The organism is Tunturibacter psychrotolerans, assembly GCF_040359615.1.
Lineage (GTDB): Bacteria > Acidobacteriota > Terriglobia > Terriglobales > Acidobacteriaceae > Edaphobacter > Edaphobacter psychrotolerans.
In genome coordinates this window covers 3,842,264-3,856,876 of record NZ_CP132942.1, presented here as the reverse complement: position 1 = coordinate 3,856,876, position 14,613 = coordinate 3,842,264, and the positions used below count along the sequence as shown (strand labels likewise).

The window sequence follows — 14,613 nt, the reverse complement described above, 5'->3', positions numbered from 1 at the left end:
CTATCCTGAACTTTAGGGCGCAGGGGGTGGATCCTCTTCCACGATGTCGAGCGAAAACCGGTGCTTCAGCTTCATGCTGGCTGCGCTAAGAATTGTTCGCATGGAACGTGCTGTTCGGCCTTGTTTTCCGATTACTTTACCAACATCGCTGGCAGCGACCCGCAAGCGAATCGCGGTACACTCGCCATCTTCTACGGCCTCGACCGATACGCTGTCTGGGTCGTCCACCAAGGCACGGGCTATCTCCGCTACAAGGTCGGTCATGTTCTTTACAGGGTTATTCCCTGCAGGAAACTGGGTTGCCTGTGTCATCGCACACCTTCTGGGTCTGGGAGTCACGATGCAGCGCTCAAGCTCTTTCCCTTTGTCTCGTCTACCGCGAGATCTACCAGGAAGTTGCTGCAACGAGCGATACACCGGTCGCAGGAAGTCCAGGGTTATAAACCCCGGGCCCTCTGCTTTGCAAGGCCACTGCATTTCGACTGTGCAATACCAAGGAGTCTACGTGAAACGGTGCTCGGACGTGCTTCAAGGAACCTATTGTGGCAGCTATCTTTGGGAACCATTACCTCATGCCCAAAGATAGCATTGACCAGTAACTCCTAGGCTGCGGCAACTGCCTCTGCCGGCTTCTGTGCCATCAGTTTCCCCACACGCTCCGATAGCTGTGCGCCGTTGCCGGTCCAGTAATCAATGCGGTCGCGTTTCAAATCAACGGTCGCGGGGTTAGTGCGCGGATTATAGGTTCCTACCACTTCGACCGAACGGCCATTGCGGGCGCGGTCCTTCTCGATAACAACGATGCGGTAATGTGGCTGCTTACGCGCTCCAACGCGCGCCAAACGAATCATCAACACGGGCGATGCCTTTCAGAACATTATTGGTTTGGGTGACATAGCCGCGCTGTCGATCTCTTTTTGGACAGGGACTTTAGGTACATTACCCAACAACTAAGTATGGCTGAAAATGCGCCTTTTAGCAACGAAGAAGCGCAAACTTCCTCAGTCTGGCGGAAAAAGAAAGCGCAGAACGTCCCCAAATCGCTCCGACCACGCATTTTCGTCATGAACCGCCCCGTCGGCCTTCATGAAAGCAAGGTCAACCCCCGACTGCCAGCCCCGCTTTATCAACTGCCGTTCCAAATGGTCCGCATCCCGCACATGTCGCACCCCCTCTGCCGTGCCGATGTCCAGCCAGATACGTGCCGCGGGCCTCGGTCGTGTCTGATCAACCACGTTGAAGATGCTCCGCTGATCCCACCACAGTGATGGTGACATCACTGCCAGTTTGCCAAACACCTCCGGGTACGAAAACCCCAGATAGAGCGAGATCAGCCCCCCTAGTGAAGACCCTCCCAATCCCGTGTTCCTCTCATCGCTCAACGTACGGTAAGAACGGTCAATCAGTGGCTTCAACTCCTCTACCAGCAGCCGCCCATAACTGGATCCCTCACCCCCGCCCATCTTGATGTCGCGCGTCGGGGTATACTCCGCCATGCGACGAAGGCCTGTATTTGCAACACCGACGAGAATGACCGGTTCAATCTCACCGTTGACACTCAGCTCGTCAGCCGTCGTATGCGCCTTCCAGGTTCGTCCTGCAATGTACGAGGTGCGCCCGTCGAACAAATTCTGCCCATCGTGTAAGTAGAAGACAGGAAACCGGCGGTCCTCCTCCTCCAGATACTGTGGCGGCAGATAGACCGAAACAAACCGGTCGTCCGGCAAAATCTCCGAATGAAACTTACGTACGCTGTATCTCGGATTAGAATCCAGATCGTCTGCGATATGCTCGGTGATTGCTTCTTCAGAAAAAAAGGCGGCCACCGGCTCGCGCTCAACGGACGTAAGCGCCGGAATTGAATGAGATTGCGATGATTGTTTCAATGCGAAGGAAATTGCTCCAATAAACTACGATTGCATCAGACTAGCAGAGGGAGCCCGATGAAACGCGAATACCACAAATGGTTCTCACCTTCCCTCGGTCGCGACATGGAATTGCTGATCTTCGGGCACGCAGGCTATCCAGCCGTAGTCTTCCCCACCTCCTGTGGCCGCTTCTACGAGTTTGAAGATCGCCATATGGTCAGCACCGTTCGGGACAAGCTCGAACACGGCCACCTCCAGCTCTTCTGCGTCGACTCGGTCGACGGCGAGAGCTGGTACAACCGCGATGTCCAGCCACGCTGGAGAATCGCCCGTCAGGTCCAGTACGGCAACTACATCATCAACGAAGTCGTCCCCCTCATCCGTCAACTCAACCAATACTCTGGTCTTGGCAGCATCGGCACCAGCTTCGGCGGTTATCATGCGATGAACATCGCACTCCGCCACCCGGATGTCTTCACCGGCATGCTCTCCATGAGCGGAGCCTTCGATCCCTCCAACTTTCTCCGCGGCTACTACGACGACGACTGCTACTTCAACATCCCCATGCATTACCTCCCCAACATCAGCGACTCCTGGTATCTCGATCGTTACCGCCGTAACAGCTATGTCCTCGCCACCGGCGTTCACGACCAGTGTTGGAACGACAACGAACGCATGGCGCAGATATTTCGCAACAAAAACATCCCTTGCCGCCTCGATGTCTGGGGCGACAACACTGGTCACGACTGGTCCTGGTGGCAGAGAATGCTGCAAACCTACCTCTAGCCCATCGGCCGAACCTCTCCCATAACCCATCAACGGAGGATTTCAGTGAAGAAGATCGGTGTTCTTTTCGGAATGGAAAATACTTTTCCCGGCGCATTGGTTGACCGCATCAACGCGATGGAGATCGAGGGCATTCAGGCTGAGTTTGTCTGCGTCGGTGGCGTACATATGGCCGCGCCCTCCGGCTATGCCGTCATCGTCGATCGCATCTCGCACGACATGCCCTTCTATCGCTCCTTTCTCAAGAACGCGGCCCTCACCGGCACCCAGATCATCAACAATCCCTTCTGGTGGTCAGCCGACGACAAATTCTTCAACTACGCCCTCGCCTCCAAACTCGGCGTAGCCGTACCAAAAACAGTCCTCCTCCCGCATAAGAAATTTCCGCCGCAAATCAACGAACGTTCCCTCCGAAACCTGCAATTTCCCCTCGACTGGGATGGCATCTTCGAATACGTCGGCTTCCCGGCATTCCTCAAACCTCACGATGGCGGCGGCTGGCGCGACGTCTTCCACGTCCACAATCGCCACGAGTTCTTCCACGCCTACGACCAGACTCGCGATCTCTGCATGACCCTGCAGGCTGCAGTCAACTTCCAGGAATACTTCCGCTGCTACGTCGTCGGCCAGACGGACGTCCGCATCATGCCCTACGATCCGCGCCGCCCCCACGAGCATCGCTACGTCCTCGACCCGCCGGAGTACGACAAGAAGCTCCTCAAGCGCGTCGAAAAAGATGCCCTCACCCTCTGCAAAGCCCTCGGCTACGATCTAAACACCGTAGAGTTCGCCGTAGAAGACGGCATCCCCTACGCCATCGACTTCATGAATCCCGCACCCGATGCTGACCTCCACTCCGTAGGCAAGGAAAGCTTCGACTGGATCGTCGACAAAGTGTCAAAGCTCGCCGTAAAGAAGGCGCAATCCTCTACTAAAGCTAAACATGAGTTGAGCTGGTCCTCTTTCCTCGCGCCATCAACCGGGAAATCGGCATCGAAACCCGCAGCAACGCCTGCACCGAAGAAGACCGAAAAGAAGAAGACCAAAAAAGAAGCCTAGTTTTCGCGGCCCTGAAAAGCAGTGATACTCTTCTGACTCACAACCATAAGCGGAGAACGCATGCGGCCATCCTTCACGCTAGGCATCGAAGAGGAGTACCAGACAGTCGACCCGGAAACCCGCGATCTGCGCTCGCACATCGCCACCGAGATGCTCGCCAAAGGCAAGCTCCGCCTCGAGGAGCGTGTCAAAGCCGAGATGCATCAATCCGTCATCGAGGTCGGCACGCGTGTCTGCAGCAACATTCAGGTCGCCCAGGAAGACCTCTTCGATCTCCGTCGCAACATGATCGCCCTCGCCGAAGAGCACGATCTCCTCCTCATCGCCGGCGCCACCCACCCTTTCGCCGACTGGCGCGTGCAGGAGATCTACCCCGATCCCCGCTACGCGCAGGTCGTCGAAGACCTGCAACTCGTCGCCCGCGCCAATCTCATCTTCGGCCTCCACGTCCACGTAGGCATTGAAGATCGCGAAGCAGCCATTCGCGTCATGAACTCGCTTCGTTACTTTCTCCCCCACATCCTCGCGCTCTCCACCAACTCGCCCTTCTGGCTAGGCATGGAGACCGGCTACAAGAGCTACCGCGCCAAGGTCTTTGAAAACTTCCCCCGCACCAACCTGCCCGACAGCTTCTCCAGCTATTCCGAGTTCGAAAGCTACGTAAACCTGCTCATCAAGACCAACTCCATCGACAATGCAAAAAAAATCTGGTGGGACGTTCGCCCCCATCCCTTCTTCGACACGGTTGAGGTCCGCATCTGCGACATCCCTCTCCGCGCGCAGGAGTCCATCGCCATCGCTGCGCTCATTCAGGCCACCGCCTGCAAGCTCTGGCATCTCCACTCCCGCAACATAGACTATCGACAATACTCCAGAGCTCTCCTCATGGAGAACAAATTCCGCGCCGTCCGCTACGGCATCGATGGCAAGATGATCGACTTCGGCAAACAAACCGAAGTGCCGGTCCGCGATCTCATCTATGAGTACCTCGTCTTCGTCGATGACGTTCTTGACGAACTCGGCAGCCGCAGTGAGATCAACTACATCCACACCATGCTCGCGCAGGGCACCGGAGCCGACCGCCAGCTAAAAGTCTTCCGCGAAACCGGCAACCTCAAATCCGTCGTCGACTACATGGCCTCTGAAACCCGCGCCGGCCTCTGAAAACCTATCGTTGCTTACGAAATCGGGAGCCAGAGAAGATGCCGATATCGTTTGAGGTCTTTCCCGTCATCGCGAGGTCGCAAAGAATCTCTCCAACCACGGAAGAAAATTTGAAACCATGACCGGAGAATCCGGCAGCAAGGCTCACCTGCGGATAGTTGGGGTGCGTATCGATAATGAAGTGTTCGTCCGGCGTCATCGTGTACATGCAGGTCGCTGTGTGAGAGATCTCTCCATTGAGCGCGGGAATTCTACTTCCGATGGCGGACCTGATTGCCGATTCATCTCGCGGATGGATGCGCCGATCAATCGTGGACGGCGTGCATGTTTCGTCGCCAGAGTGAATCCCGACCTTTGGGCTCCCATCTTCGCTTATTCGCGGAAGACCATAGAACAACGGCGATCCCTCAGGCTCCCACAGGAAGACCGGGAACACTCCACGATCAAAGCTGGAAGACTCGTAAAGAGGCCTAAGCCAGAACAGGACCCTGCGCGAGACGACGACCGGCATCGAAACGCCTGGTACCAACTCCGCGAACCAGGAGCCGACAGAAAGCACCAACGATTTTGCATGATAAGTGTGCTTGTCCGTGGTAACGCTTACGCCGTCACCATCCGGAGCTGCAGTCCACGAAAGCATGGGTTCTTCGAAACGAAGATCTGCTCCGAGCTTCGATGCAACGCGTAGGTGCTGTCTGATACATTCCTCGGGTTTGAGATAGCCCGCCTTCTCTTCGTAGAAACCTACTTCATCGTCTGCCAGGGCAAACTGCGGAAAACGCCGACGCATCTGGTTAGAGTCCAACAGCTCGTGTCCAAGACCGTGTGTCATGGCACTTCTCAAGCAACCCGCCACGAGCGTTCCTTTGAGAGGTCCGATAGAAATCCCCCCTGTAATGCTCAACAGGTTCTCGTCGCTCTCTTCTTCCAACTCATCCCAAAGCTCGTAGGCCCTCAGAACAAGCGGAACATAGGCAGGGTCTTCGAAGTACGCCTGCCGAATAATGCGCGACTCCCCGTGCGACGACCCTTTATCATGAGCGGGAGTAAAGGCCTCCAGCCCCAACACGTTGGCGCCTCGCTTAGATAAGTGGTATGCCGTGGCGCTTCCCATAGCGCCGAGGCCAACGACGATCACGTCAAATGTGCTTTCCAGCGTCACCTCCACGGTGCAACAGATCAAGGATTGAGGGACCCAAAGCCCCCTTCTCTAAACGATATGTGGTCAGAAGGACTTTTTGTCTCATCGACCTCCTTTGTGCGGGAGAATTTCCTTTTGGTTAAAACCTGTCAAGCCCCAGAACCGCAAATCACTGCGCCAGACAAGCAGATTCGCATGGCACAATACCCCGCCAAGCCCGGTATAATTAAAACAGGCCCAAGAGAAACCCCGACCTGTGTGTCGGGGTTTTTTGTTTCGGTCAATAACCTCAATGAGAGGGAGACTTTGCCGAGAGCTATACCAAAGTAGTTGTACTTTTAGAACTTTACATTTGTGGGAAAAAGGGAAGTCCAGACCTAACTCTCAACGATCGAAGACTTTAGCACAAAATACGCCGGGGGAGGGGTACCGCAGCGACTACAATCGTCTCCCTTTTTCTCCTGTAACGTTTCAGTAACAAGCTATCTTAGTAAGAAGTTTTATCCGGAAGGCAGCACTCATGGTTGATCAAGCAACGCAGGCAGTACCAGACCTCCGCACTACCGCATTTCCCGCAGAGTTCATCCCCGGCGCCCGCAACGCCGTCACCACCTGTCTCCGTATTCAGCCCAACGAAAAGGTCACTCTCATCACGGACGAGCGCTGCCTCACCATCGCGGCCTCGCTCGTTGCGGAACTCGATCGCATCGGTTGCACCTGGAACGCTTTTGTACTCGAAGCCCTGGCCCCGCGCCCACTCATCGATCTCCCGGCCGCCATCCTCGAAGACATGGAATCATCCCAGGTCAGCATCTTCGCGGTCGAGGTTCAGCCGAACGAACTACATAGCCGCATGCAGATGACCGACGTCGTCAACCGTCGCCGCATGCGCCATGCCCACATGGTCAACATCACCCCCGAGATCATGACCCAGGGCATGCGCGCCGACTTCCTCGCCATCGATCGCCTGTCCCAGGCAGTCCTCGACAAGGTCCGCGCCGCCACGTATGTCCGAGCCACCACCCCTGCCGGCACAGACATCCACGCTCAGCTCAACCCGGAATACCGTTGGTTCAAAACCTCCGGAATCATCAGCACCGAAAAGTGGGGCAACCTTCCCGGCGGCGAATGCTTTACCGCTCCCGGCGAGGTCAACGGTGTCTTTGTCGTCGACGGAGTAGTCGGCGACTTTCTCTGCGCTCGCTACGGCATCCTCCGCGCCCACCCCCTCACCATCAACATCGAAGGCAATCGCATCACTCGCGTCTCAAGCGAGAACAAAGCCCTTGAGCGCGACTTCTGGGCCTACACCCACACCGACGAAAACTCAGATCGAGTCGGAGAATTTGCCATTGGTACCAACATTGGCGTCGATCGCGTCATTGGCAACATCCTGCAGGACGAAAAGTTCCCCGGCATCCACATCGCCTTTGGAGATCCCTACGGCGCCCACACCGGCGCGCCGTGGAAGTCCTCCACCCATATCGATGTAGTCGGTCTCGAGTTCAGCATCTGGCTAGGTGACGCCCAAGGCGAAGAGCAGATCATGCGCGACGGCGAGTTTCTAATCGACGCTTAGCCAAACCCAGACCAGGCCCGTTGGGGGAGGTTCGGTATTCAAAAGCTCTAGTGCGAATCTACTGTGGTTTTGCTATCGGTTTTGAATTGATAGGCCTTGGTGTCGACGCCTTGGTTATATCTGACATCGGAATAAACAGCGGTCCGGTAGTCCTCCGACGGCATATAAAAGCTTTGCTTCAAGGTAATACCGCGGGCTGGGTCCACCCAGATCGTCATATGTGTGCAATTATTGCGGACCGATGGATCTTTCGGGACCAGGTCCAACTTGGCCGTCTGCACCCCGTTCAACATCTCGTCCCCTAAATCAGAAATAGTCCATGCTTTAGCCATCTCTTTGCCACTTCCACCAAACCCAAGAGTAAGAAAGCTCTCCATTTGAGCCTGGTTTCCCTTCGGAGTAATGATCGTCTCATGGTCGGTGCCAGGATCGAATAGAGTTAGCGTCCCATTGCGATATTCCAGGATTTTGGTGGAGGGCGAAGTCACTTTGGCCCCCATGACAGTCTTCCCACTTTCTTTCTTGAAGTAGATTGTCCCTTTTTGCGTTGTCGTTTGTTGCACGACCTTCTCGTAGAGATCCCACTGAAAGCTGGCTTCAGCCGACTGGAATTTCAAGCTCGCCGCATCCATCTGCCGAAGAACTTCGTCCAGGTGGCCGGCCTTTGGCTGCGCCACCGCAGAAAGCGCAACGGGGCCCAAAGTGACTGATGAAAAGAGAAGTGATGCAACGATACGACGAATAGTGACCATTGGTAAGGCACTCCCAGAGTGAGATACGATCTTTGTTAGGAAATTAGCGGAGCACCCAGGCGTTGTAAGCAACGATTTTGCCCTGAGCGTCACGAATGGGCTCGTACCGTTCGAGTGATACCTCGCCTGATATTGGTTCGATCACACGCAAAATCGCCGCGCGGCGTTCAGGGTCGTTGCGAGCGCCGCTCATATCATCGGCGCGAACCTGATAGATGAAGCGGCTGCTTCCGCCGGAGGTTCCCGCCTCTCTGACCAGCACCTCGCTCGCATGGAGAGCAACTGTCTCAACCGGTTTGTCCTTGAAGTCGATCAAATGAGGTGAGACGAACATAAAGATCAGAATAGCTGTCACCATGACGTCATAATGGAAACTTCCTCGTTCGTAGGCCCAGAAGATGTAGTTGCGAATCAGTTTGAACATGAATTAACTCCTGCCTTGTTGCTTGCCGATGACCGTGTCGCCGTTCATATAGGGCACTAACACATCTGGGACTCTAATCGTGCCGTCAGACCGCTGATAGTTCTCCAGAATCGCGAGGTAGGTGCGGCCTACAGCGAGGCCGCTTCCATTTAGAGTGTGAAGAAACTCGGTCTTTTTCGCTCCAATGGGACGATAACGGATATTTGCCCGGCGGGCTTGGAAAGACTCGAAATTAGAGCAAGAAGAAATCTCCCGATAGAGCTGCTGCCCAGGCAACCACACCTCGAGGTCATAGGTTTTAGCAGCAGAAAATCCCATATCCCCTGTGCAGAGCAGCATTCGTCTATAAGGGAGACCAAGGCGCTCCAGGACGGTCTCAGCATGGCGGGTTAGGAGTTCGTGCTCTGCATTGGAGTCCTCGGGTCGTGCAAACTTGACCAGCTCGACCTTTTGAAACTGATGTTGACGGATCATGCCGCGAACATCCTTGCCGTAAGATCCAGCTTCGGAGCGGAAACATGGAGTGTAGGCGCAGAAGGACGTTGGAAGCTGCGATTCGTCGAGAGTCTCGTCGCGGAAAATGTTTGTGACGGGAACCTCGGCGGTGGGGATAAGCCAATGATCACTCTCTTGATATACGCCTGGCTGGTAGCTGCCTTTATCGTCGCAATGAAATAGATCTTCGGCGAATTTGGGCAGCTGACCGGTGCCGAAGAGGGACTTGGAGTTGACCATGTAAGGCGGCAGGACTTCGGTATAGCCGTGTTCGCCAGTGTGAAGGTCGATCATGTAGTTGGCGAGGGCGCGCTCAAGGCGAGCTCCCTGTCCGAATTGAATAACAAAGCGGGAGCCTGAGATTTTGGCGGCGCGGCTAAAATCGAGGATGCCCAATGCTTCCCCCAGGTCCCAGTGAGGTTTTGCGGGAAAGTCGAAGACAGTTTTCTCGCCCCAGACCTTTTCCTGTCGATTCTCGTCGGCCGATTTTCCGATAGGAACGCAGTCCTGAGGCAGATTGGGGAGAGCTTGCAGGATCTCTTTCAAGCGTTCGTCGGAGATTACTGCAGAGGATTCAAGCGACTCCGTTTCAGATTTCAGGGCACGTGTCTGATCGGTTTGTGCTGTTGTATCCGCGCCCTCACGCCTCAGTTTTGCGATCTCTTCGGTAAGCCTGTTTCGCTGGGCCTTTAGTGTCTCCACTCGGGTGATAGCTTCGCGCCGCGCGCGATCGACTTCGACGAAGCTACCGAGCACGACGGCAGGATCCATTCCCCGATTACGCAACTTCTCTTCTACAAAGGCCAAATTAGCCCGAACAAATGCAAGATCAATCATCACCTCTCATTTTAGCGTCTTCCCGAAGCGATAAGGACTTGCAATCTTTCCGCAATACTTTCCATTTACCCTAATGTGATACGAAAGCCTGTTCTTGTCCTTCTATCGTGTTTTTTTCCCTGATTGCTCTATCTTCGGCGCGGTCTGATGTCTATCACGCAAAGCCGAAACTCGTCGTGATTCTGGTTATCGATCAATTTCGCGGCGACTATCTCGATCGCTATCGAGATGCGCTGAAAACACCGAATGGGTTTAATCTCTTTCTGAGGCGTGGGGCCTACTTTAACTCTTGCTATTTTGATTACGCCAACACAAAAACGGCTCCAGGACACGCGACCATTGGGACAGGGGCGTATACAGACGGCCACGGCATCGGTAGTAACGAGTGGTGGGACTTAAGCCGCAATGCAGACCGGGTGATTTCGTCGGTCGAAGACGAGCGGTATCGTCTGGTGGGCAACTTTGACGATCTACCTATCCCAGTTCCTCCGGCGCCTGCTCCGAATGATCCTCGAATTGGATCTTCGCCGATCAATCTGCTTGCTACGACTATCGGGGACGAAGTTCGACTCGCGACGCAGGGGCAGGCAAAGCTGTATGGCGTATCGCTAAAAGATCGGGCAGCGATTCTGCCGGCCGGACAGACTGCTAACGGGGCGTTCTGGATCGACAACTCATCGGGCCGTTTTGTCACTTCAACCTATTACATGCAGAAATTGCCGGACTGGGCGACGAAGTTCAACAAAGGTCCGAGGATAGCGCAGGCAGTAAAAGAGGCAGGTCTTGACGGAACGACGCAATTCTACTCACTCGTAGGGCATACTCCTGCTGCGAACAGTTACGAGCTGGATTTCGTCCGCGCTCTTATCGAGGGGAGTCGATGGGCCAGAACAGTGTGACGGATGTGCTCACGGTTAGTCTGTCAGCTAACGACATCCAAGGACATCAGTTTGGACCGGATTATGACGCTCAGCGTGAGATGGTCATTCGCCTGGATCAGGACCTCGACAGCTTCTTCAGCTACATTGACAAAAAGATTGGCTTGGAAAATGTGATGGTCGCGCTGACCGCGGATCATGGAATCGGGCCAATTCCCACGGAATCTGCGAAGCTGGGTGTGGCTTCGGCGCGCCTGGATTTGGACGCTCTTACTGAAGCGATTGACGAGAGTTTAAATGCCCGGTTCTCTCCGAATAAAGGCGTGCATTATTTTATGCCGACTCAAGAGCTGCCATATCTGGCGCTCGATCCTCGAGCTTTTGGCGCCGCATCTGAAAAGGATGCCGAGCAGGCTGTGGTCGACGCGATTCCAACGGCTGTCAAGAAGCTAGGCGCTTCGGCATTGCCTCCAAACACTCTGCTCACGCCGGAAGCTATTCGGAGGTATCAAGAGAGCCGCGTCGACGCCGATCCGTCGATTTACTTCAGCCGCACTCAGGTTGATCTGGAGGCAGGAAAGGTGCCCAACACGGAGTTTGGACGCCTCATTTCCCATAGTTACACCGATCACGGTGGATGGTATGTGATGATCTTCCCGACAGCGTACCAGATGGAATAATTAACCGGGATACAGACGACGCATTTCTCTCCTTGGAGCTATGACCGACATGTGCCACTTGGTTTTTTTGGGGAGGAGTTTTTGCCAGGGCTGTATCGCGAGCAAGTTGCCCCGGTGGACCTCGCGGCTACGTTTGCGTCTGTTTTGGGAGTTAATGCGCCGTCCGCTAGTGTTGGTCGGGTTCTAACTGAAGCACTGCGACCAGCCAATGCTGACGGGCGGTAAGGTACCGCTAAACTGTTTAAGTATGAGAATGGAATCATGACAGTGAGCGCGTCTGCACGAACCAAAGAACCTGACATGCGGGTGAAGGTTGCCGGTATTGAGTTTTGTTCGCCGGTAATTGCGGCGAGCGGAACCTTTGGCTATGGGGTCGAATTTGAGGACATTGTCTCAATATCTCGGATAGGAGGGTTCGTTACCAAGGGGCTTTCGCGCGAGCCCATGGCAGGTAATCCGGCTCCCCGAATCATCGAAACCGCCGCGGGGATGATGAACGCGATTGGGCTGCAGAATATGGGGGTTCGAGCCTTTATCGCAGAAAAGCTACCCAAGCTGAGGAAAATCAAAGGAGCGGTCATTCTTGCGAATGTCTTTGGTTTCACTATCCAAGATTGCCTTGAGGTAATCAAAGCCCTGAACGACGCCCCGGACATAGCGATGTATGAGCTGAATGCGAGTTGTCCCAATACCAGCCATGGAGGCATGGTCTTTGGGACCGATCCTCCGCAACTTTGGGAGCTGGTAGCACGCTGTAAGGCGGTCGCTCGCAGGCCTTTGATGGTCAAGCTTTCGCCAAATGTCACGGATATTGGATTAATGGCGCGTGTTGCTGCAGATGGGGGAGCCGACGCTGTTTCGCTCGTCAACACCTTCGTATCTTTGGCGATCGATGTTGAGACGCGTCGTCCTCGTATCGGCAACATTACCGGAGGGCTCTCCGGACCTGCCATCAAGCCAATTGCCGTGCGGATGGTGCACGAGGTTTCAAAGAATGTGACGATTCCTATCGTAGGTATGGGAGGAATTGTTCGGCCCGAGGACGCGGTGGAGTTCATGATGGCTGGAGCGACTGCGGTACAAGTCGGGACGGCTAGCTATGCGGATCCACGCGCCGTCGAGAATATTGCCAACGGGATGAAGCGCTGGTGTATTGCACACGATGTAGCTCTGGTAAGCTCGCTAACCGGATCGGTCCTGCTCTAGCGACATGTCGTCGGTGTGCTGGCTTAGAATAGTCAGGTGATGATTGAACACGACATTGACTATTTAGCCGCTCCTACTGATTTTCGTAAGATCCGTCGCGCTCTGCTTTCTGTTACCGATAAGACTGGACTCGTTGATTTTGCTCGAGTCCTCGCTTCATTCCGAGTCGATCTAGTTTCGACAGGAGGAACTGCGCGTGCGCTACGAGAAGCTGGTCTTCCGGTGCGCGATATTAGCGACCTGACTGGATTTCCCGAAATGCTCGACGGGCGAGTGAAGACACTTCACCCAAAAGTTCATGGTGGGATACTACATATACGTGATAACGCGGATCATAGGGCGTCAGTCGCTGAGCACCAGATCGAACCAATCGATATGGTAGTGGTAAATCTGTATGCGTTTGAGAAGACTGCGAACCGACCCGGAGTTTCGTTCGCGGATGTAATCGAAAATATCGATATCGGTGGACCGTCGATGGTTCGGTCAGCGGCGAAGAACTTTGCCGATGTAGCGATTGTGACCTCTGTCGCAGACTACGCCCGGTTGGCAGATGAGATGGCAGCGAACTCCGGTAGTTTGAGTCGCACGACGCGATGGAATCTAGCCAGGGCTGCCTTCGCGGTCACAGCGGCTTACGATGCGGGCATAGCGACGACACTGGAAAGCATCGAAACTCCGAGTGGCAGAGCTATCTTTTCGAAAGATCAGTTGCCAGCAACAATCCGAGTCAATGACCAGCTACTCAAGACACTTCGCTATGGCGAAAATCCCCACCAGCGGGCTGCATTGTACACAGATGGCAGCGAAATGGGCATTGCTAACGCTAAGCAGTTGCAAGGTAAGGAACTTAGCTATAACAACATTGTAGATTTGGACGCCTGCTGGGAGTTAGTGAGCGAGTTCGACGAACCGGCAGTGGTTATCATCAAACACACTAATCCCTGTGGGGCTTCAACAGGAGCGACTATTGCCGAAGCCTACCTTCGGGCACTCGAGGCAGATCCAGTGTCGGCTTTTGGCGGAGTTATTGGAATCAATCGCGAAGTGGATGCCGTAGCGGCGGAGCAGATCGTCAAGCTTTTTGTTGAGGCGATCGTAGCGCCCTCGTTCACCAATGAAGCCCTGGAACTTTTTGCGGCTAAAAAGAATCTCAGGCTTATCAAGATCTTGCCCACTGAAACCCCGTGCGTTTTGAAGCAAGTTTCCGGAGGGCTACTCGTGCAGAATTCCGACCGACTAGGTATCAGCGACGGAGAGCTTCAAATCGTCTCCAAAAGAAAGCCTACCGCGGAGGAGTTGCGGGCCATGGTCTTTGCCTGGCGGGTCTGCAAGCATGTCAAATCGAATGCGATAGTCTACGCCCGATTTAGCGACGGACACGGGCAGACGGTCGGTATTGGGGCAGGTCAGATGAGTCGGGTGGATGCAGCCCGATTCGGTGCGATGAAGGCTGTACTGCCGCTAAATGGTACGGTTGCCGCTTCCGACGCCTTTTTCCCCTTTGCCGACGGTCTGGAAGTCGTGGCGCAAGCTGGTGCTACAGCTGTAATCCAGCCCGGAGGCTCAGTGCGGGATGTCGAGGTCATCGAGGCTGCAGATCGGCTGGGCGTGGCAATGGTATTTACGGGGGTCAGACACTTTCGTCATTGATAATCTTCCAGATTCCCGCTAATGACGGATATAATCACCGCCATGTTGCCGCAATTGGCTGGTCTCGCTGCCTGCATCCAATCCGGACGCGGGA

15 protein-coding genes are annotated in these 14,613 nt (G+C 54.7%); 8 read left to right on the top strand and 7 right to left on the bottom strand.

Features of this window, described 5'->3' with window-relative positions:
• Positions 1 to 12: 12 nt before the first annotated feature.
• The 3 genes from RBB77_RS16020 to RBB77_RS16010 form a co-directional block, all read right to left on the bottom strand.
• Entirely contained in the window at positions 13 to 312 is a 300-nt protein-coding gene (locus RBB77_RS16020; protein WP_353062743.1) for a KH domain-containing protein, read from the bottom strand.
• 290 nt (positions 313 to 602) lie between these two features.
• Positions 603 to 851: a 30S ribosomal protein S16 gene (gene rpsP, locus RBB77_RS16015; protein ID WP_183761839.1), complete on the bottom strand. Its 249-nt coding sequence runs from the start codon at positions 849 to 851 to the stop codon at positions 603 to 605.
• 150 nt (positions 852 to 1,001) lie between these two features.
• Positions 1,002 to 1,886 (bottom strand): alpha/beta hydrolase, encoded by an 885-nt coding sequence (locus tag RBB77_RS16010; RefSeq protein WP_353062742.1) that lies wholly within the window; start codon positions 1,884 to 1,886, stop codon positions 1,002 to 1,004.
• Positions 1,887 to 1,943: 57 nt separating this feature from the next.
• Between RBB77_RS16010 and RBB77_RS16005 the strand changes: the two genes are divergently transcribed.
• Genes RBB77_RS16005 through RBB77_RS15995 form a run of 3 tightly spaced genes read left to right on the top strand, consistent with a single transcriptional unit; the run spans position 1,944 to position 4,877 of the window.
• The gene (locus RBB77_RS16005; RefSeq protein WP_353062741.1) at positions 1,944 to 2,654 is read left to right on the top strand and encodes an esterase family protein; all 711 of its coding nucleotides are present in this window, start codon (positions 1,944 to 1,946) and stop codon (positions 2,652 to 2,654) included.
• Positions 2,655 to 2,699: 45 nt separating this feature from the next.
• Positions 2,700 to 3,713, top strand: coding sequence for an ATP-grasp domain-containing protein (locus RBB77_RS16000; RefSeq protein WP_353062740.1), 1,014 nt, complete (start codon positions 2,700 to 2,702; stop codon positions 3,711 to 3,713).
• A gap of 60 nt (positions 3,714 to 3,773) precedes the next feature.
• A complete protein-coding gene (locus tag RBB77_RS15995) occupies positions 3,774 to 4,877 on the top strand; it encodes a carboxylate-amine ligase (RefSeq protein WP_353062739.1) in 1,104 nt (367 codons plus the stop codon).
• A gap of 4 nt (positions 4,878 to 4,881) precedes the next feature.
• On the opposite strand, the gene solA is transcribed toward RBB77_RS15995, so the two are convergent.
• Positions 4,882 to 6,015 carry an N-methyl-L-tryptophan oxidase gene (gene solA / locus RBB77_RS15990; protein ID WP_353062738.1) on the bottom strand — a complete coding sequence of 378 codons (1,134 nt, stop codon included), beginning with the start codon at positions 6,013 to 6,015 and terminating at the stop codon, positions 4,882 to 4,884.
• A gap of 523 nt (positions 6,016 to 6,538) precedes the next feature.
• Here solA and RBB77_RS15985 point away from each other — a divergent pair.
• Positions 6,539 to 7,597 (top strand): aminopeptidase, encoded by a 1,059-nt coding sequence (locus RBB77_RS15985; RefSeq protein WP_353062737.1) that lies wholly within the window; start codon positions 6,539 to 6,541, stop codon positions 7,595 to 7,597.
• A 47-nt stretch (positions 7,598 to 7,644) separates the two neighbouring features.
• Here RBB77_RS15985 and RBB77_RS15980 read toward each other — a convergent pair whose 3' ends face one another.
• From RBB77_RS15980 to serS, 3 genes are read right to left on the bottom strand one after another with little or no spacing between them, the layout of a single operon-like run.
• Entirely contained in the window at positions 7,645 to 8,349 is a 705-nt protein-coding gene (locus RBB77_RS15980; protein ID WP_353062736.1) for a LolA family protein, read from the bottom strand.
• Between the two features lie 43 nt (positions 8,350 to 8,392).
• Positions 8,393 to 8,773, bottom strand: coding sequence for a hypothetical protein (locus tag RBB77_RS15975; protein ID WP_353062735.1), 381 nt, complete (start codon positions 8,771 to 8,773; stop codon positions 8,393 to 8,395).
• A gap of 3 nt (positions 8,774 to 8,776) precedes the next feature.
• On the bottom strand, positions 8,777 to 10,105 hold the full coding sequence (gene serS / locus RBB77_RS15970) for a serine--tRNA ligase (protein ID WP_353062734.1): 1,329 nt from the start codon (positions 10,103 to 10,105) through the stop codon (positions 8,777 to 8,779).
• Positions 10,106 to 10,281: 176 nt separating this feature from the next.
• On the opposite strand from serS, the gene RBB77_RS15965 reads away from it, so the two are divergent.
• The 4 genes from RBB77_RS15965 (at position 10,282) to purH (ending at position 14,519) form a co-directional block, all read left to right on the top strand.
• Entirely contained in the window at positions 10,282 to 11,004 is a 723-nt protein-coding gene (locus RBB77_RS15965) for an alkaline phosphatase family protein (RefSeq protein ID WP_353062733.1), read from the top strand.
• Positions 10,986 to 11,663 (top strand): alkaline phosphatase family protein, encoded by a 678-nt coding sequence (locus RBB77_RS15960; protein WP_353062732.1) that lies wholly within the window; start codon positions 10,986 to 10,988, stop codon positions 11,661 to 11,663. The genes RBB77_RS15965 and RBB77_RS15960 overlap by 19 nt, the downstream gene beginning before the upstream one ends.
• A gap of 261 nt (positions 11,664 to 11,924) precedes the next feature.
• The gene (locus RBB77_RS15955) at positions 11,925 to 12,869 is read left to right on the top strand and encodes a dihydroorotate dehydrogenase (RefSeq protein WP_353062731.1); all 945 of its coding nucleotides are present in this window, start codon (positions 11,925 to 11,927) and stop codon (positions 12,867 to 12,869) included.
• A 39-nt stretch (positions 12,870 to 12,908) separates the two neighbouring features.
• The gene (purH, locus tag RBB77_RS15950) at positions 12,909 to 14,519 is read left to right on the top strand and encodes a bifunctional phosphoribosylaminoimidazolecarboxamide formyltransferase/IMP cyclohydrolase (protein ID WP_353062730.1); all 1,611 of its coding nucleotides are present in this window, start codon (positions 12,909 to 12,911) and stop codon (positions 14,517 to 14,519) included.
• Positions 14,520 to 14,613: the final 94 nt, after the last annotated feature.

What these genes read in the sequence shown, in the direction of transcription:
- RBB77_RS16020 (WP_353062743.1), bottom strand. Translation starts at nt 312, where the DNA reads ATGACACAGGCAACCCAGTTTCCTGCAGGGAATAACCCTGTAAAGAAC.
- rpsP (WP_183761839.1), bottom strand. Translation starts at nt 851, where the DNA reads ATGATTCGTTTGGCGCGCGTTGGAGCGCGTAAGCAGCCACATTACCGC.
- RBB77_RS16005 (WP_353062741.1), top strand. Translation starts at nt 1,944, where the DNA reads ATGAAACGCGAATACCACAAATGGTTCTCACCTTCCCTCGGTCGCGAC.
- RBB77_RS15995 (WP_353062739.1), top strand. Translation starts at nt 3,774, where the DNA reads ATGCGGCCATCCTTCACGCTAGGCATCGAAGAGGAGTACCAGACAGTC.
- RBB77_RS15985 (WP_353062737.1), top strand. Translation starts at nt 6,539, where the DNA reads ATGGTTGATCAAGCAACGCAGGCAGTACCAGACCTCCGCACTACCGCA.
- RBB77_RS15980 (WP_353062736.1), bottom strand. Translation starts at nt 8,349, where the DNA reads ATGGTCACTATTCGTCGTATCGTTGCATCACTTCTCTTTTCATCAGTC.
- RBB77_RS15975 (WP_353062735.1), bottom strand. Translation starts at nt 8,773, where the DNA reads ATGTTCAAACTGATTCGCAACTACATCTTCTGGGCCTACGAACGAGGA.
- serS (WP_353062734.1), bottom strand. Translation starts at nt 10,105, where the DNA reads ATGATTGATCTTGCATTTGTTCGGGCTAATTTGGCCTTTGTAGAAGAG.
- RBB77_RS15960 (WP_353062732.1), top strand. Translation starts at nt 10,986, where the DNA reads ATGGGCCAGAACAGTGTGACGGATGTGCTCACGGTTAGTCTGTCAGCT.
- RBB77_RS15955 (WP_353062731.1), top strand. Translation starts at nt 11,925, where the DNA reads ATGACAGTGAGCGCGTCTGCACGAACCAAAGAACCTGACATGCGGGTG.
- purH (WP_353062730.1), top strand. Translation starts at nt 12,909, where the DNA reads ATGATTGAACACGACATTGACTATTTAGCCGCTCCTACTGATTTTCGT.